The sequence below is a fragment of the Actinospica acidithermotolerans genome (genome assembly GCF_018139625.1).
Lineage (GTDB): Bacteria > Actinomycetota > Actinomycetes > Streptomycetales > Catenulisporaceae > Actinospica > Actinospica acidithermotolerans.
Map to the genome: position 1 here is coordinate 85,534 of NZ_JAGSOH010000005.1, position 17,584 is coordinate 103,117.

The 17,584-nt window shown below is 69.9% G+C and carries 13 protein-coding genes; 2 read left to right on the forward strand and 11 right to left on the reverse strand.

Translation table 11 applies throughout. From position 1 onward, the window contains the following. Positions 1-69: 69 nt before the first annotated feature. From rpsG to KDK95_RS03635, 5 genes are all read right to left on the reverse strand, one after another. Positions 70-540, reverse strand: coding sequence for a 30S ribosomal protein S7 (rpsG, locus tag KDK95_RS03615; protein WP_212516538.1), 471 nt, complete (start codon positions 538-540; stop codon positions 70-72). Continuing rightward, positions 540-914 carry a 30S ribosomal protein S12 gene (rpsL, locus tag KDK95_RS03620; protein ID WP_034266172.1) on the reverse strand — a complete coding sequence of 125 codons (375 nt, stop codon included), beginning with the start codon at positions 912-914 and terminating at the stop codon, positions 540-542. The genes rpsG and rpsL overlap by 1 nt, the downstream gene beginning before the upstream one ends. A 473-nt stretch (positions 915-1,387) precedes the next feature. Then, positions 1,388-2,800 (reverse strand): protein kinase family protein, encoded by a 1,413-nt coding sequence (locus tag KDK95_RS03625; RefSeq protein WP_212516539.1) that lies wholly within the window; start codon positions 2,798-2,800, stop codon positions 1,388-1,390. A 68-nt stretch (positions 2,801-2,868) separates the two neighbouring features. After that, on the reverse strand, positions 2,869-3,255 hold the full coding sequence (locus KDK95_RS03630) for a hypothetical protein (RefSeq protein WP_212516540.1): 387 nt from the start codon (positions 3,253-3,255) through the stop codon (positions 2,869-2,871). Between the two features lie 55 nt (positions 3,256-3,310). Then, positions 3,311-3,925, reverse strand: coding sequence for a TetR/AcrR family transcriptional regulator (locus KDK95_RS03635; protein ID WP_212516541.1), 615 nt, complete (start codon positions 3,923-3,925; stop codon positions 3,311-3,313). A gap of 134 nt (positions 3,926-4,059) precedes the next feature. Between KDK95_RS03635 and KDK95_RS03640 the strand changes: the two genes are divergently transcribed. Next, the gene (locus KDK95_RS03640) at positions 4,060-4,833 is read left to right on the forward strand and encodes an SDR family NAD(P)-dependent oxidoreductase (protein WP_212516542.1); all 774 of its coding nucleotides are present in this window, start codon (positions 4,060-4,062) and stop codon (positions 4,831-4,833) included. A 123-nt stretch (positions 4,834-4,956) separates the two neighbouring features. Here the strand turns inward: KDK95_RS03640 and KDK95_RS37340 are convergent, their stop codons facing one another. Continuing rightward, complete coding sequence (locus KDK95_RS37340) at positions 4,957-5,460, reverse strand: MarR family winged helix-turn-helix transcriptional regulator (RefSeq protein WP_307844130.1); 504 nt, start codon at positions 5,458-5,460, stop codon at positions 4,957-4,959. Positions 5,461-5,577: 117 nt separating this feature from the next. Between KDK95_RS37340 and KDK95_RS03650 the strand changes: the two genes are divergently transcribed. Then, complete coding sequence (locus tag KDK95_RS03650; RefSeq protein WP_212516544.1) at positions 5,578-6,936, forward strand: MFS transporter; 1,359 nt, start codon at positions 5,578-5,580, stop codon at positions 6,934-6,936. 136 nt (positions 6,937-7,072) lie between these two features. Here KDK95_RS03650 and KDK95_RS03655 read toward each other — a convergent pair whose 3' ends face one another. From KDK95_RS03655 to KDK95_RS03675, 5 genes are all read right to left on the reverse strand, one after another. Then, positions 7,073-10,951 (reverse strand): DNA-directed RNA polymerase subunit beta', encoded by a 3,879-nt coding sequence (locus KDK95_RS03655; protein WP_212516545.1) that lies wholly within the window; start codon positions 10,949-10,951, stop codon positions 7,073-7,075. Between the two features lie 15 nt (positions 10,952-10,966). After that, positions 10,967-14,461 (reverse strand): DNA-directed RNA polymerase subunit beta, encoded by a 3,495-nt coding sequence (gene rpoB, locus KDK95_RS03660; RefSeq protein ID WP_249160174.1) that lies wholly within the window; start codon positions 14,459-14,461, stop codon positions 10,967-10,969. 845 nt (positions 14,462-15,306) lie between these two features. Further along, entirely contained in the window at positions 15,307-15,696 is a 390-nt protein-coding gene (rplL, locus tag KDK95_RS03665; RefSeq protein WP_212516546.1) for a 50S ribosomal protein L7/L12, read from the reverse strand. A 74-nt stretch (positions 15,697-15,770) separates the two neighbouring features. Further along, complete coding sequence (gene rplJ / locus KDK95_RS03670; protein WP_212516547.1) at positions 15,771-16,307, reverse strand: 50S ribosomal protein L10; 537 nt, start codon at positions 16,305-16,307, stop codon at positions 15,771-15,773. Positions 16,308-16,602: 295 nt separating this feature from the next. Beyond that, positions 16,603-17,490, reverse strand: coding sequence for an SCO4651 family lipoprotein (locus KDK95_RS03675; RefSeq protein WP_212516548.1), 888 nt, complete (start codon positions 17,488-17,490; stop codon positions 16,603-16,605). Positions 17,491-17,584 lie beyond the last annotated feature (94 nt).

Below are 17,584 nucleotides of genomic sequence, written 5' to 3' on the forward strand. Positions count from 1 at the left end.
GTCGAAAAAGATTCCGTGGGGTTCGGCGCCCGCCGCCGGCCTGGACCGGCGGCGGTCACGAACCTCGTACTACCAGCGGTAGTGAGCGAACGCGCGGTTGGCGTCGGCCATCTTGTGGGTGTCCTCGCGTCGCTTGACGGAGGCGCCCAGTCCGTTGCTGGCGTCCAACAGCTCGTTCATCAGTCGCTCGGTCATGGTCTTCTCGCGACGGGCGCGGGAGTAGCTGACCAGCCAGCGCAGCGCGAGGGTGTTCGACCGGCCCGGCTTGACGTCGACCGGCACCTGGTAGGTCGCGCCGCCGACGCGGCGGGACTTGACCTCGATGGACGGCTTGACGTTCTCCAGGGCGCGCTTGAGCGTGATGACCGGGTCGGTGCCGGACTTCTCGCGGCAGCCCTCGAGGGCTCCGTAGACGATGCGCTCGGCGGTCGAGCGCTTGCCGTCCAGCAGGACCTTGTTCACCAGCGCGGTGACCAGCGGAGAGTTGTAAACCGGGTCGACGACGACCGGGTGCTTCGGGGCAGGACCCTTACGAGGCATTACTTCTTCTCCTTCTTGGCGCCGTAGCGGCTGCGAGCCTGCTTCCGGTTCTTGACGCCCTGGGTGTCCAGAGACCCGCGAATGATCTTGTAGCGGACACCGGGAAGGTCCTTCACTCGGCCACCGCGGACGAGCACGATCGAGTGCTCCTGCAGGTTGTGGCCGACGCCGGGGATGTAGGCCGTGACCTCGATGCCGCTGGAAAGGCGCACACGGGCGACCTTGCGCAGGGCCGAGTTCGGCTTCTTCGGGGTGGTGGTGTACACGCGGGTGCACACGCCGCGCCGCTGCGGGCTCCCCTTGAGCGCAGGAGTCTTGGTCTTCGAGACCTTGTCCTGCCGGCCCTTGCGGACCAACTGCTGGATCGTAGGCACTACGTCTCCGTCTTTCGGTTCATGCCATGCCATGCCTTCGGTCGACCTGCACGCTGTCGATCATGCACAGTTGCAGGTCGCCAGGCGTTCTCTGGCGAATGTCGCGGCCCGAGGACCGCCTTTTTTCGATGCGGGGGGTTTGTCCGGCTTCGCAGTGCTTGCTCCCGCCCACGAGGTCGGGTGTGTCGCGCCCGCTCCAACTGTGCCCGAAGGCGACGGCCGGTCAGGGAGTCGACCAAGCCCCGTGCGGTCCACTGCTAGGACTGCCGCGATCGCAGCACCCTGGAGGGCAGCCCCCGGGGGAACGCGCGCACACGGGCAAAGCCGGGGTAACCCCAGCATCAGACGAGAGCCTACCGACGCACCCGGCTTCCGGTCAAAACGGCCGATCTTCCGGTGAGCCGGTGCCGGCGGATCCCCGCCGGAACCATTGTCTCACGCTGCCCGCCCTGCTCGCGCCGGGAATTCGACGGCTAGGGAGTGGCGCTCGAACTGGCGCTCGCCGAGGACGACGGACCGCCACCGTTGCCGCTCGTGCTCGTAGCGGTCGACGTCGCCGTAGAGCTGCTCGTCGCCGTATCCGTCGGGCTGCTCGACGGGGACGCGCTCGTCGTCGTCGGCGCGGCGCTCGAGGTCGTCGGGGCGGCGCTCGAGGTGGTCGGCGCGGCGCTCGAGGTGGTCGGGGCCGCGGTGGTCGTGCTCGGGTTCGCAGACAGGCTGATCACGCCGGGGCTGTTCGTCGGCGCGGTGACCGAGGTCGTGTCCGCCGGGGTGTTGGCGTTGCTGTTCTTGTTCCCGAGGACCAGCGCCAGGGCCACCCCCGCGAGCACCAGCAGCAGGATCACGCCGACCGCGATGCCGACCCTCTTGCCAGAGCCGGAGGCCGCCCCGCCCGGCCGGTAATCGTCATCCTCGTCGCGGTCGGGGCGCAGCGGGCCGACGGCCTGGGTCGGCTGCCCGCCGAGGCCCTGCGTCGTCGCGCCGACCACGGCGGTCGGCAGCGTGTCGGGACGCGTCTCCCGCGCCTCGATGGCCAGCGCGCCGAAGCGGTGCGCCGTGATCGTCGCGGTGGGACGCAGCCGGGCGGAGGCCGCGAGCATGGACTGCAGCAGCACAGCCAGCTCCGCCGGGGCGCCGGTCTCACGCAGCGGCTCCAGGTCGGGGCCCTCGTAGTCGTCGGGTCCGACCTCCGGCGGCCGGCCCGTCATGGCCGTCCACAGGATCGCGCCGAGCGCGTAGACGTCGTTCGAGGCACCCGCCGGTCCGGCGCCGGAGCCGCCCGGCACCACGCGGGTGGCGTCGGCGTCGCCCTGCGGCGGCATCATCTGCGTCGCCTGCTCGTCAATGCCGGGACCGATCAGCCGGGTCGCCTCGGCGTCGTCCGGGCCGCCGCCCTGCGGCACGCCGAGGCCGACGTCGGTGAGCTTGACCCGGCGGTCGTCCATCACGGACACCGTCTCCGGGCCGAGCACGCCGTCCACCAGGCCGATGCCGTGCAGCGCCCCCAGCGCCTCGGCGATCTGCTGGCCCCAGTCGACCACCCGCTGCCAGGGCTGCCGGCCGGTCGACATGATCTGGCCGAGCGTGCGGCCCCCGGTCCACTCGGACACGACGTAGCGCAGGCCGCCCTCGTGGCCCACGTCGTAGACCTGCGCGATGTTCGGGTGGCCGAGCCTGGCCACCTGCGCGACCACGGACTGCACCTGCACGTCGAGGTCCGGCTCCACCTGGCCCTCGAGCGGCAGCAGCCGCATCATCACGGGCCGCTTGAGCGTCTCGTCGAAGCCCTGCCAGATCTCCTCCGGCCAGGTGCCCCCGCCGGTCGGCCGCTCCAGCCGGTACCGTCCGGCGATCAGCGCCCCGGCCTGCCCGGAAGTGGTCATCATCCGCCTCGTGTCTGTAGCCCTGGTCCCGTCGATTCCGGTCTATTCTTCCGCATCGGAAGCTCGGGCCCTCACATCAGATGACGCACCAGGTCGTAGAACAGTTGGATCGCCGGGCCGCCGAGGTAGGCGAACAGCACCGCGGACCAGGCCACGACGTAGATCCAGCCGAGCCGCCTGGCCCACAGCGCGAGCCCGAGCCCGTCCAGTGCGCCGCCGGAGCCCTCGATGGCGCGCACCGCGGCGTTCCCGCGCCGGATCGCGGCGACCCCGCCGAGGATCGGCAGAATCCACCCGATCGAGGCGATCAGGATCGCGACGATTGCCACGTTGGCCGTCCGCTCCGGACCGCCCTGCCCGCCGCCCGAGGGCTGCCGCTGACCGGGCAGCAGGGGGCCGGAGCCGGCCTGCGGCCGATAGCGGGGTCGGCCGAGTTCCGGGCCGTGCGGGTCCGACATGCCCGCACCTTAGCGCGGATCGGCCCCGGTGGGTGGGCCCGTCCGCGGACTCGTGTCAGTCTTCGAGCGCGCGGGCCGCCGTGGCGACGGTGCGGATCACCGCGCCGGTGAGCGCCTCAAGGTCGGCGGCCGGGCTCTCGGCGCCGCGCCGGGCCCAGTCCTCGACCGCGATCCGCATGGCGAGATTGAACATCCCGACATGCAGGCGCAGCGGCAGTTCGTCGGCGCAGCGCCCGGTGCTTTCGGCTACGAGCCGGCAGAACAGCACCTCCGCCTCGTAGTGCGTCTCCAGCCAGACTGCGCGCAATCCCGGCTCGGTCCGCGTCAGGACGACGAGTTCGCGCAGCGCCGTCACGTGCCGCGGGTCGATCGACAGCTCCCCGGAGCGACGGACGGCGGCGAGCAGCGAACCGGTGCCGTCCCACGCGCGCACCCGGTCGGCCATCGCGTCCAGGCCCGCGGTCAGCAGCGGACGGACGCAGTCCTCCTTGCTGCGGAAGTAGCGCCACAGCGTGCGGGTGGAGACGCCCGCCGCGGCGGCGATCTCGTCGGCCGACGCGGCGGCGACCCCCTTGGCCGCGAACAGCCGCACCGCCTCCTCGGCTATCTCCATCCGCGTCGTGGCCCGCCGCCGCTCGCTCAGCGGCGGCCGCCCCGTCCGCCCGGTCATCCGGCACCCGCCCTTCCCGCCGACACTGTGGCCACCCAGCCTATGTCTGTGGCGCACTGTGCCATCTTGTCATTGAGCGACAATAAGTCATAGGGTCGGGGCGCAACCCGCCCCGTGGAACGAAGGAGAACCCCGTGAGCAGCACCGGGCTGAGTGGGAAGAGCGTCATCGTCACCGGAGCGGCCTCCGGCATCGGACGGGCGGCGGCACTTCGATTCGCCGCCGAGGGCGCGAAGGTGGTCGTGGCGGATCTGAACGCGGAGGCGGCCGAGGAGACCGTGAAGCTGATCGACGCGGCGGGCGGCACCGCGTTCGCCGTCACCGGCGACCTCAGCGACGCAAGCGTGATCGAGCAGCTGGTCGCCGGCGCCGTCGAGACCTTCGGAGGCATCGACGTGCTGGTCAACAACGCCGGGATCATGGACAGCATGACGGCGACCGCGGACGTCTCCGACGCCGAGTGGGAGCGGGTGATCCGGATCAACCTCACCGCACCGTTCCAGCTCACCCGGGCCGTCCTGCCGCACATGCTCGCCGCGGGCCGGGGCGCGATCGTGAACACCGCCTCCGAGGCCTCGTTCCGGGGCAGCGCGGCGGGCACCGCCTACACGGTCTCCAAGCACGGCGTGCTCGGCCTGACCCGGTCGCTCTCCACGATGTACCGCGAGCAGGGCATCCGGACCAACGCGATCGCCCCCGGCGGCACCGCGACGAACATCCACACCAGCATGACGGGCCTCGACCCGGAGGCACACGGTCCGAAGGTCGTCATGAAGTACATGGGCAACCTCGGCCGGATGGCCACGCCCGACGAGCAGGCCGCCGCGATCGTCTACCTGGCCTCCGACGCCGCGAGCAACGTCAACGGCGTCATCCTGCCGGTCGACGACGGCTGGGCCGCCATCTAGACAAGCCGGACGCGGTGGGCAGCGGCGGCGCTCAGGCCTCGGCCCGGTCGTTCATTTGCCTGCGCCTCTGCCCCGCCGCTCAGGCCAGCGCCCCACCACCCACTCAGGCCCCCACCCCGTCGCTCAGGCCTCGGCCCCGTCTCGCTGGGCGGCCAGCCGTTCCACCAGTCGGGACAGCGCGGGCAGCGCGCCGCCGATCGCGGCGCGGTCGGCCGGCTCCAGGTCGGCGAGGGCGCCGGCGATCCGCCGCTGGTGCGCGGCGTTCCATTCGCCGAGCTGGAGCGCTCCCGCCTCGCTCAGCGCGACCACGGCCACCCGCCGGTCGTGCGGATCCGTGCCGCGCTCCACCAGCCCGGCCGTGATCATCTGCGAGATCAGCCCGCTCACCGTGGACGGCGCCAGCCGCAGCCGCGCGGCCAGGTCGCCGACGCGCGCCGGGGCCGACTCGGCCAGCGACTGGAGCAGCTCCACCTGGGCCATCGGCAGCGACTCCCAGGGGTAGTCGGCCCGGATGCTCGCCCGCAGCACCCGCCGCAGCCGGGCCACCACGTCGGTCAACCCGCGCGCGTCCGCCGGCGGAGCCGTCGGTGAATTCTCGGTGGCGCTCTCGCTCTCCGGCCTGGTCACGAGGCCACTGTACCCGGCCGGACAACAGCTGCGTCTGCCAAGTATTTCGGTTCCCGAAGCACTTTGGCTATGCTGGGCGGGGAGGCGGTACCGATGAACCCGACGCATACTCTGAGCGTGGCTTTCACCACCGAACGCCCTCGGCCGCGGCGGATACGCGAGGCGCCGAACGGCTGGTGGCTGGCCATCGCCACGGTTTGTTTCGGCGCCTTCATGGGCCAGCTCGACGCCTCGATCGCGACCCTGACCTATCCCGCGCTGTCCGAGGAGTTCCACGCCTCGACCGCCGCCGTCTCATGGGTGTCGCTCGGCTACCTGCTCGTGCTGGTCGCGCTGCTGGTCCCGGTCGGCCGGTTCTCCGACGCGCACGGCCGCAAGCTCTGCTACCTCTACGGCTTCCTCGTCTTCACCCTCGCGTCCGCCGCGTGCGGGCTCGCACCTACGCTCGGCGCGCTCGTCGGCTTCCGCCTCATCCAGGCGTTCGGCGCAGCGCTGCTCCAGGCCAACAGCGTCGCCCTGGTCACGACCAGCGCGCCGCGCGAGCGAATGCGCGCGGCACTCGGCGTGCAGGCGGGCGCACAGGCGCTCGGCCTCGCCCTCGGCCCCGCGCTCGGCGGCGTCATCGTCAGCACACTGGGCTGGCGCTGGGTGTTCCTCGTGAACGTCCCGGTCGGCGTCATCGCGGTCGTCGCCGGCTACTACCTCCTGCCGCGCACCCGCACCAAGGCGTCCACCGACTCCTTCGACTGGCCAGGCCTGGCCCTGCTCGGGCTCGCCAGCACCGCGCTGCTGCTCGGCATCTCCAGCGGCTCCGGCCTCGGCCTCCCCGGGTACGCGACGGCGCTGCTGTACCTCGGTGCGGCCGTCAGCGGCTACGGCTTCTGGCGGCGCATCAACGCGGCCGCCTTCCCGCTCGTCGACCCGATCCTGCTGCGTACGCGGCGGATCACCGCGGGCCTGGCCGGCGCGCTCGGCGGCTACCTCGTGCTCTTCGGCCCGCTCGTCCTGGTGCCCGACGTGCTCGGCTCCCACCAGTCCGCCCGCGCCGGACTCATCCTCACGGCGCTCCCGCTCGGCTTCGCCGCCGCCGCGCTCGGCGCGAACCACGTGCTGCCCCTCGCCTGGACCGACCGCCGCCGCGCGCTCGCAGGCTCCGCGCTCGCCGTCATCGCGCTCATCGCTCTCATCCCCATGCCGTTCACCCCGGCCGGCCAGATGCCGCTGCTCGCCCTGCTCGGACTCGGTCTCGGCACCTTCACGCCGGCGAACAACACGATCGTCATGGGCGCCATCCCGGCCCGCGCCGCGGGCACCGGCGGCGGCCTGGTCAACATGACCCGCGGCCTCGGCACCGCCCTCGGCGTCGCCCTCGTCACCCTCACCCTCTACCTGGTGCACGACGTGCAGCACGCCGCGCACCTGGCGACCGCGCTGCTCGCCGCGGTCGCCGCCGGCGTCTTTATCAGCAGTCTGTAGCTGGGACCAAGCCGACCTCCGGGAGACCGGCGATCCGGGAGACCAGCGACACGTCCCCGGCGCCGAAAACCCCCGCAGACGCCGAACGCCCCCGCCGCGCTTTCGCGTGGCGGGGGCGTCGCTGAGACCGCAGGCGTCAGCCGGCGTAGCCGCCGAAGTCGTACTCCTCCAGCGGGACGGCCTGGCCGGAGCCACCCATGGCGAACGGGCTGTAGTCCAGCTCGTCGTAGCCCGCCAGGGTGTACATCTGGGCCTTGGCCTCCTCGGTCGGGTCGACCTTGATGTTCCGGTAGCGCTGCATGCCCGTACCGGCCGGGATGAGCTTACCGATGATCACGTTCTCCTTCAGGCCGACCAGCGAGTCCGACTTGCCGTGGATGGCGGCGTCGGTCAGCACCCGGGTCGTCTCCTGGAAGGAGGCGGCCGAGAGCCAGGACTCGGTGGCCAGCGAGGCCTTCGTGATACCCATCAGCTGCGGGCGGCCGGAGGCGGGCTGGCCGCCCTCGGACACCACGCGACGGTTCTCCGACTCGAACTTGCCGCGCTCGACCAGGTCGCCCGCGAGCAGCTCGGAGTCGCCCGTCTCGATGATCGTCACCCGGCGGAGCATCTGCCGGACGATGATCTCGATGTGCTTGTCGTGGATCGACACACCCTGCGAGCGGTAGGTGTTCTGCACCTCGTTGACCAGGTGCTGCTGCACCGCCCGCTGGCCGAGCACCCGCAGCACGTCGTGCGGGTTGGCCGCGCCGTTGACCAGCTTCTGCCCGACCGTGACCGACTCGCCCTCGCTGACCAGCAGCTTCGAGCGGCGGGAGACCGGGTAGGCGATCTCCTCGGTGCCGTCGGACGGCACGATCACGATCTTGCGGGTGCGGTCGGTGTCCTCGATCTTGACGACACCGGCGGCCTCGGCGATCGGGGCCACACCGCGCGGGTTGCGGGCCTCGAAGAGCTCGATGACACGCGGCAGACCCTGGGTGATGTCGTCACCGCCGACGGCGCCACCGGTGTGGAAGGTACGCATCGTCAGCTGCGTGCCGGGCTCACCGATGGACTGGGCCGCGATGATGCCGACCGCCTCGCCGACGTCCACCAGCTTGCCGGTGGCCAGCGAACGGCCGTAGCACATCGCGCACGTGCCGACCTTGGACTCGCAGGTGAGCACGGAGCGCACCTTGACCTCGGCCACGCCGTTCTTGACCAGCTCGGCGATGACCACGTCACCGAGGTCCGCGCCGGCCTTGAGCAGCGTCTTGCCCTCGTGCACGACGTCCTCGGCGAGGGTGCGCGAGTAGACCGAGGTCTCCACGTTCTCCGCCGCGAACAGCGCGCCGCTCTCGCCGCGCTCGCCGATCGGCATCATGATGCCGCGGTCGGTGGCGCAGTCCTCCTCGCGGATGATCACGTCCTGCGAGACGTCCACCAGACGGCGGGTCAGGTAACCCGAGTCGGCGGTGCGCAGGGCCGTGTCCGCCAGGCCCTTGCGGGCACCGTGGGTGGAGATGAAGTACTCCAGCACGGTCAGGCCCTCGCGGAACGAGGCCTTGATCGGACGGGCGATGGTCTCGTTCTTCGCGTTCGACACCAGACCGCGCATACCGGCGATCTGCCGCATCTGCATCATGTTTCCTCGGGCGCCCGAGTCCACCATCATGAAGATCGGGTTCTCCCGCGGGAAGTTCTTCTCCATCGCCTTGGCGACGTCGTTCGTCGCCTCGGTCCAGATGCCGATGAGCTCCTCGGTCCGCTCCTGCTTGGTGATCAGACCGCGCTCGTACTGCTTCTGCACCCGGTCGGCCTTGGACTCGTAGCCCTCGAGGATCTGGCCCTTGGTCGGCGGCACCACGATGTCCTCGATCGCGATGGTCACGCCGGACCGGGTCGCCCAGTGGAAGCCCGCCGCCTTCAGGTTGTCCAGGGTCATCGCGACCTGGACCTTCGGGTAGCGCTCGGCCAGGTCGTTGACGATCTGGGAGAGCTGCTTCTTGGCGATCGGCCGGTTCTCGTACGGGTAGTCCAGCGGCAGGGCCTCGTTGAAGATGGCCCGGCCGAGGGTCGTGCGGATCCGGAACGGCTGGCCGGACTCCCAGCCCTCGGGAGCCTCCCAGTCGCGCGGCGGCACGGCCTCGATCAGCCGCAGGTCGATCGGCGTCTGCAGGTCCAGCTCGCGGTTGTCGAAGGCCATCACGGCCTCCGAGATCGAGCCGAACGCCCGGCCCTCGCCGCGCACGTCCTTCTTCTCCATGGTGAGGAAGAACAGGCCCAGGACCATGTCCTGCGTCGGCGCGGTGATCGGGCGGCCGTTCGCCGGCGAGAGGATGTTGTTCGAGGACAGCATCAGGATGCGGGCCTCGGCCTGCGCCTCCGCGGACAGCGGAAGGTGCACGGCCATCTGGTCGCCGTCGAAGTCCGCGTTGAACGCGGTGCACACGAGCGGGTGGATCTGGATCGCCTTGCCCTCGACCAGCTGCGGCTCGAAGGCCTGGATGCCCAGGCGGTGCAGCGTGGGGGCGCGGTTGAGCAGCACCGGGTGCTCGGTGATGACCTCTTCCAGCACGTCCCACACGACCGAGCGGGCACGCTCGACCATGCGCTTGGCCGACTTGATGTTCTGCGCGTGGTTCAGGTCGACCAGGCGCTTCATCACGAACGGCTTGAACAGCTCCAGCGCCATCGCCTTGGGCAGGCCGCACTGGTGCAGCTTGAGCTGCGGGCCGACGACGATGACCGAACGGGCCGAGTAGTCGACGCGCTTGCCGAGCAGGTTCTGCCGGAAGCGGCCCTGCTTGCCCTTGAGCATGTCGGAGAGCGACTTCAGCGGACGGTTGCCCGGACCGGTGACCGGACGGCCGCGGCGGCCGTTGTCGAACAGCGAGTCCACGGCCTCCTGGAGCATCCGCTTCTCGTTGTTCACGATGATCTCGGGCGCGCCGAGGTCGAGCAGCCGCTTGAGCCGGTTGTTCCGGTTGATCACCCGGCGGTACAGGTCGTTCAGGTCGGAGGTCGCGAAGCGGCCGCCGTCCAGCTGCACCATCGGACGCAGGTCCGGCGGGATCACCGGGACGCAGTCGAGCACCATGCCCATCGGGCTGTTGTTGGTCTGCAGGAACGCCGAGACCACCTTCAGCCGCTTCAGGGCGCGGGTCTTCTTCTGGCCCTTGCCGGTGCGGATGATCTCCCGCAGGTTCTCCGCCTCGGCGTCCAGGTCGAAGGACTCCAGGCGCTTCTGCAGCGCCGCGGCGCCCATGCCGCCGGAGAAGTACAGGCCGAAGCGGTCCCGCATCTCCCGGTAGAGCACCTCGTCGCCCTCGAGGTCCTGGACCTTGAGGTTCTTGAACCGGGACCAGACCTCGTCGAGGCGGTCCAGGTCGCGCTGCGCCCGGTCGCGGATCTGCTTCATCTCGCGCTCGGCCGACTCGCGCACCTTGCGGCGCGCGTCCGCCTTGGCACCCTCGGCCTCCAGGGCCGCGAGGTCCTCCTCCAGCTTGCGCTGGCGGTTCTCGAGCTCGGAGTCGCGGCGCTGCTCCATCTGCTGCCGCTCGACCGAGATCTTGGCCTCGAGCGAGGGCAGGTCGCGCTGCCGGCGCTCGGTGTCGACCCAGGTGATCATGTACGCGGCGAAGTAGATGACCTTCTCGAGGTCCTTCGGCGCGAGGTCGAGCAGGTAGCCGAGCCGGCTGGGCACACCCTTGAAGTACCAGATGTGGGTGACCGGCGCGGCCAGCTCGATGTGGCCCATCCGCTCACGGCGCACCTTGGCACGGGTGACCTCGACGCCGCAGCGCTCGCAGATGATGCCCTTGAAGCGGACGCGCTTGTACTTGCCGCAGTAGCACTCCCAGTCCCGGGTGGGACCGAAGATCTTCTCGCAGAACAGGCCGTCCTTCTCCGGCTTGAGGGTCCGGTAGTTGATGGTCTCCGGCTTCTTCACCTCGCCGTAGGACCACTCCCGGATGTGCTCCGCGCTGGCCAGACCGATCCGCAGTTCATCGAAGAAGTTGACGTCGAGCATGTGTTATCAGTCCCCTCAGACTTCCTCGACGCTGCTCGGCTCGCGCCGGGACAGGTCGATACCGAGCTCTTCTGCGGCACGGAAGACGTCCTCGTCCGTGTCGCGCATCTCGATGGAGCTGCCGTCCTTCGACAGCACCTCCACGTTGAGGCAGAGCGACTGCATTTCCTTGATCAACACCTTGAAGGACTCGGGGATGCCGGGTTCGGGGATGTTCTCGCCCTTGACGATGGCCTCGTAGACCTTCACGCGGCCGGTCACGTCGTCGGACTTGATCGTCAGCAGCTCCTGCAGCGCGTAGGCGGCGCCGTAGGCCTCGAGGGCCCACACCTCCATCTCGCCGAAGCGCTGACCGCCGAACTGCGCCTTACCACCGAGCGGCTGCTGGGTGATCATCGAGTACGGACCGGTCGAGCGGGCGTGCAGCTTGTCGTCGACCAGGTGGTGCAGCTTCAGGATGTACATGTAGCCGATCGAGATCGGGTACGGGAACGGCTCGCCGGAGCGGCCGTCGAACATCTTCGCCTTGCCGGTGCGGTTGACGATCTGCACGCCGTCCCGGGTCTTGAGGGTCGAGTCCAGCAGGCCGCTGATCTCGTCCTCGCGGGCGCCGTCGAAGACCGGGGTTCCGACGTTGGTGCCGGGCTCGGCCTGGTCGGCGCCGATGCCGCGCAGGCGGGCCTTCCACTCCTCGCCGGGCTCGTCCTCGCCCTCGACCTTCCAGCCGGTCTTCGCGATCCAGCCCAGGTGGGTCTCCATGACCTGTCCCGGGTTCATCCGGGACGGGACGCCCAGCGGGTTGAGGATGATGTCGACCGGGGTGCCGTCCTCCAGGAACGGCATGTCCTCCGGCGGCAGGATCTTCGCGATGACGCCCTTGTTGCCGTGGCGGCCGGCCAGCTTGTCGCCGTGCGTGATCTTGCGCTTCTGCGCGACGTACACGCGCACCAGCTGGTTCACGCCCGGGGGCAGCTCGTCGCCCTCCTCGCGGTCGAAGATCCGGACGCCGATGACCTTGCCCTCTTCACCGTGCGGGACCTTCAGCGAGGTGTCGCGCACCTCGCGGGCCTTCTCGCCGAAGATGGCGCGCAGCAGCCGCTCCTCCGGGGTGAGCTCGGTCTCGCCCTTGGGCGTGACCTTGCCGACCAGGATGTCGCCGGGGACGACGTCCGCGCCGATCCGGATGATGCCGCGGTCGTCGAGGTCCGCCAGGACCTCCTCGGAGACGTTCGGGATGTCCCGGGTGATCTCCTCGGGGCCGAGCTTGGTGTCCCGGGCGTCGACCTCGTGCTCCTCGATGTGGATGGACGAGAGGACGTCCTCCTGCACCAGGCGCTGCGAGAGGATGATCGCGTCCTCGTAGTTGTGGCCCTCCCACGGCATGAACGCCACCAGGAGGTTCTTGCCCAGCGCCATCTCGCCGGCCTCGGTGCACGGGCCGTCCGCCAGCACCTGGCCGACCTCGACCCGCACGCCCTCGTCCACGAGCACCTTCTGGTTGAAGGAGGTGCCCTGGTTCGAGCGCTGGAACTTCGCCACCCGGTAGGTGGTCTGGGTGCCGTCGTCGTTGGCCACCGTCACGTAGTCGGCCGAGACCTCGGCCACCGTGCCCGGCTTCTCGGCCCGGATGACGTCGCCCGCGTCCACCGCGCAGCGGTACTCCATGCCGGTGCCCACCAGCGGGGCCTCGCTGCGCAGCAGCGGCACCGCCTGGCGCATCATGTTCGCGCCCATCAGGGCGCGGTTGGCGTCGTCGTGCTCGAGGAACGGGATCATGGCCGTGGCCACCGACACCATCTGGCGCGGCGAGACGTCCATGTAGTCCACGTCGACACCCGGGATCAGGTCGACCTCGCCGCCGCGGCGGCGGACCAGGACGCGCTCGTCGGCGAAGGTGTCGTCCGCGTTCAGCGGGGAGTTCGCCTGCGCGATGACGAAGCGGTCCTCCTCGTCGGCGGTCAGGTAGTCCACCGCGTCCGAGACCACGCCCTCGACGACCTTGCGGTACGGCGTCTCGACGAAGCCGAACGCGTTGATCCGGCCGTAGGAGGCGAGCGAGCCGATCAGGCCGATGTTCGGGCCTTCCGGCGTCTCGATCGGGCACATCCGGCCGTAGTGGCTGTTGTGCACGTCGCGGACCTCGAAGCCCGCCCGCTCACGGGAGAGACCGCCCGGGCCCAGCGCGGACAGGCGCCGCTTGTGCGTCAGTCCGGAGAGCGGGTTGGTCTGGTCCATGAACTGGGACAGCTGGCTGGTGCCGAAGAACTCCTTGATGGAGGCGACGACCGGCCGGATGTTGATCAGCGTCTGCGGCGTGATCGCCTCGACGTCCTGGGTGGTCATCCGCTCGCGCACGACGCGCTCCATCCGCGCCAGGCCGGTGCGGACCTGGTTCTGGATGAGCTCGCCGACGGTGCGCAGGCGGCGGTTGCCGAAGTGGTCGATGTCGTCGACCTCGACGACGATCTCCGGGGCGCCCTCGACCAGCGAGGCCATCTCGGTCTCGCCGGCGTGCAGCTTGACCATGTAGCGGATGGTCGCGACCACGTCGTCCACGGTCAGCACGCCGTTGTCGATGGCCTGGCCGGTGCCCAGCTTCTTGTTGATCTTGTACCGGCCGACCTTGGCGAGGTCGTAGCGCTTCGGGTTGAAGTACAGGTTCTCGAGCAGGTTCTGCGCCGCCTCGCGCGTCGGGGGCTCGCCCGGACGCAGCTTGCGGTAGATGTCGAGCAGCGCGTCGTCCTGGGTCGCGGTGTGGTCCTTCTCCAGGGTCAGCCGCATCGACTCGTAGTCCCCGAACTCCTCGAGGATCTTCGCGTCGTCCCAGCCGAGCGCCTTGAGCAGCACGGTGACGTTCTGCTTGCGCTTGCGGTCGATGCGCACGCCGACCAGGTCGCGCTTGTCGATCTCCAGCTCCAGCCAGGCACCCCGGGACGGGATGACCTTGGTGGTGAAGATGTCCTTGTCGCTGGTCTTGTCGATCGAGCGCTCGAAGTACACGCCGGGGGAACGGACCAGCTGCGAGACCACGACACGCTCGGTGCCGTTGATGATGAACGTGCCCTTGTTGGTCATGAGCGGGAAGTCGCCCATGAACACGGTCTGGCTCTTGATCTCGCCGGTCTCGTTGTTGGTGAACTCGGCGGTCACGAAGAGCGGGGCGGCGTACGTGAAGTCCCGCTCCTTGCACTCGTCGATCGAGTACTTGGCGGGCTCGAAGCGGTGGTCGCGGAAGGTCAGGGACATCGACCCGGAGAAGTCCTCGATGGGAGAGATCTCCTCGAAGATCTCCTCCAGGCCCGAGGTGGTGGGCACTTCGAGGCCGGCCGCCTGCTGCGCGGCGACGCGGTCCTTCCATGCCTGGTTGCCCACGAGCCAGTCGAAGCTCTCGGTCTGCAGGGCCAGGAGGTTCGGGACCTCCAGCGGCTCGCGGATCTTCGCGAAGGAGACTCGGCGGGGGGCGGTGCTGTTGTTATTACCGTTCACGGCGTGCGGGGCGGCGGTGGCCAAGGTGACGGGGTCCTTCCGAGGGCTCGGACTCACTTCGCGCCACCGGTCGTCAGCGGACGGGCCGCGCCCCGGGGTCCTCGACAGTGCCGACACCCGTGGAGGGGGTGATCGGCAGACTCCGGAACGTGCTCATACGGTAGAAGGCAGCGCAAACGAGCAGTGTAGCCGAAAGGCCAACTGCTGTCGAGTCCGGCTCGCGGGCTTCGTAAAAGCCCAGTTCAGAGCCAGGCCCAGTGCCGCAGAACGCACTGTTGAGCCCGGCGGAGTCGGACCGTTCGGCAGGGAGTCTTCAGACTCCTACGCGGCGGTGCCCCGGCAGATGCGACGGGGCGGATACCGCGGTCCGACCGGGTCCGTCCATGGCCCCCGCGGACGGGTACCACGATCCGAACCGTGTCATGCGTACGCGGCGGCACCGGCTTGCGCTGCCTTGGTGAGGCCGCCGCGTCTCATGCAGACGACCAGAGAATTGCGCGCTCCGGCCGTTTCGTCAAGAGTGACAAGCCCCTTGACCTCGTGACCGGCCGATTTCCGCCACTTCTCCAGCCGTTCGGAAGAGTCCTTACCCCCGGCGGCACATGATCACTCATCGGGCGCAGCCGATTCGGGCCGCCCGGCCGCGGCACGCGGGCGCAGACGGCGCGTGGGGACACGTACGGGTGAGCCTGGCGCCAGGATGGCGCGAGGGCCGGGGGCCTCCTGGAGGGGCCCTGCGGGGCCGGAAAAGGCCAGTGGGCCGTACGGGTGGGGCGATCCACCCGTACGGCCCACTGAGTGGTCCATACGGCCCAACGAGACCGCCGGCGCCGCGAGGCGCGCGGGGCTCGTTTCGAGCCTGGCCGGAACTACTTGACCGAGACGCCGGCGCCGACGGCCTTGAGGGCCTCCTCGGCCTTGTCCGCGGTCTCCTTGTTGACCTTCTCGAGCAGCGGCTTCGGCGCGCCGTCGACCAGGTCCTTGGCCTCCTTCAGGCCGAGGGAGGTCAGCTCGCGCACGACCTTGATGACCTGGATCTTCTTGTCGCCGGCGGACTCGAGGATGACGTCGAACTCGTCCTTCTCCTCGGGGGCCTCGGCAGCGCCGCCGCCCTGGGCCGGGCCGGCGACCGCGACGGCGGCCGGAGCGGCGGCCTTGACGTCGAAGGTCTCCTCGAACAGCTTGACGAACTCGGAGAGCTCGATCAGGGTCATTTCCTTGAAGGACTCGAGGAGCTCTTCGTTGCTCAGCTTCGCCATGATGGCTTCCTTTCGGTACTGCGAATAAGGGTCGGGCGGCGGTTCGCGCGTGCGTGCCGCAGCCTGAGGCGGGACTACTCGCCGGCGGCTTCGCCGTCCTGCTCGACCTTCGCGCGCAGGGCGTCCGCGGTGCGGGCGAACTGCGTGAGCGGGGCCTGGAACAGGGCGGCGGCGTTGGCCAGGGACGCCTTCATGGCGCCGGCGGCCTTGGCCAGCAGGACCTCGCGGGACTCGAGGTCGGCGAGCTTGGTGATCTCGGCGGCGGACAGCGTGTTGCCGTCCATCACGCCGCCCTTGATCACCAGCAGCGGGTGAGCCTTCGCGAAGTCACGCAGACCCTTGGCGGCCTCGACCGCGTCGCCCTTGATGAAGGCGATCGCGGAGGGGCCCGCCAGCAGGTCCTCAAGACCCTCGATGCCGGCCGCGTCGGCCGCTCGCTTGGTCAGGGTGTTCTTCACGACGGCGTACTGCGTGTCCGCACCCAGGGCGCGACGCAGCTCCTTGAGCTGCTTCACGGTGAGCCCGCGGTACTCGGTCAGCACGGCCGCGTTGGACTCACGGAACTGCGCCGTGATCTCCTCGACGGCGGCCTGACGCTCGGACTTCGCCATGGCCCTCCTTCCGGGACGGTGTTTGTGAGACCGCTGAACATCCCGGGAAAACAAGAAAACCCCATGCGCAGGCGCATGAGGTCGCAGCTCCGCTCGGGCGATCGAGGCGGATCTTCGTTCACAGCACACCTGCGCGGGCCACCTGTGGACACAGGACCTTCGGTTCGCCGCGCTCGCGCACGACGTAACGACCAGCGGTCATCGGATTGGCCCAAGGCTAACCGGTGGCCCGCGCTCGGTGCAAATTCGGTGCTTGTCCCGCCCCAAGCGGGACAACCCGCCGAAGGCGGGACGCTCAGTGCGAGGACGTCGCGGCGGCCGCGCTCGCGCTGGCCACGGCGCCGGTGAGCGCCGAGGTCATGTTGTAGACCTCAGCGGAGGGCGGCGCGCCGACCGACACCGGGGCGCCCCAGTCCGACAGGTGCATGTCGCCGGTCACCGTGCCGGAGCTCAGCTTCTCCGCGTACTTCTCCTCCACCGGCAGGCCGGAGGACGAGATCCACACGTCGATCGTCACCGCGCTGGCGCCGGCGTCCTGCAGCAGGCTCTTGAGCTGGGCGACCTGGGCCGCGCTCAGGTGCGCGGAACCGCCGCTGAGCGTCGCCAGCTGACCCGTCGTCAGGGTGCCGGAGTAGTGCGTCGTCTGCTGACCGTCCACCGTCGCCGTGCCGACCTTGGAGACGTCGCCGGAGGCCACCAGCGCCGAGATCTGCGTCGTCGGGTTCTGGTCGCGCACCGAGGACAGCAGCGTGGAGAGCGAGCCGAGCGAGCCGGTCGCCTGGGACAGGTCGATCTCGCCCCAGGGCTTGCCGCCCATCATGGCGGAGAGCCCGGCGTACTTCATGTACAGCTTGTCGGCGATCAGGACCTCGCTGATGCTCTGCCCGTTGAGCTGCGTGGTCATCGACATCTCGAGGCTGGGGCTGTACTCCTCCTCGGCCGTCATCGTCATCGGCGTCGTCGAGCCCGGCGTCGTCATGGTCCCCGTGACCTTGACCGTGCCCGCCGAGTCCGCCTTGTTCATCGCGTCGGCCACCAGCGTCAGCGAGGCCGGGTCCCCGGCCGCCGTGGTGCCCTGCGCCGTCGCGCCGCCGCTGCCCGAACCCGAGCAGCCCGCCGCGGCCAGAACGGCCAGCGACGCGGCCGCGGCGCCGATGCCGAGCCGTGCCTTCGAGCGCTTCATGTCGAACCCTCCCGTCGCGGCGGCCGTGCGCCGCCGCCTTGAGTCGCGAGCCCAGCCTAGCCATCTCGTCCGGTAGAGCGAACGAGGCGCCCCG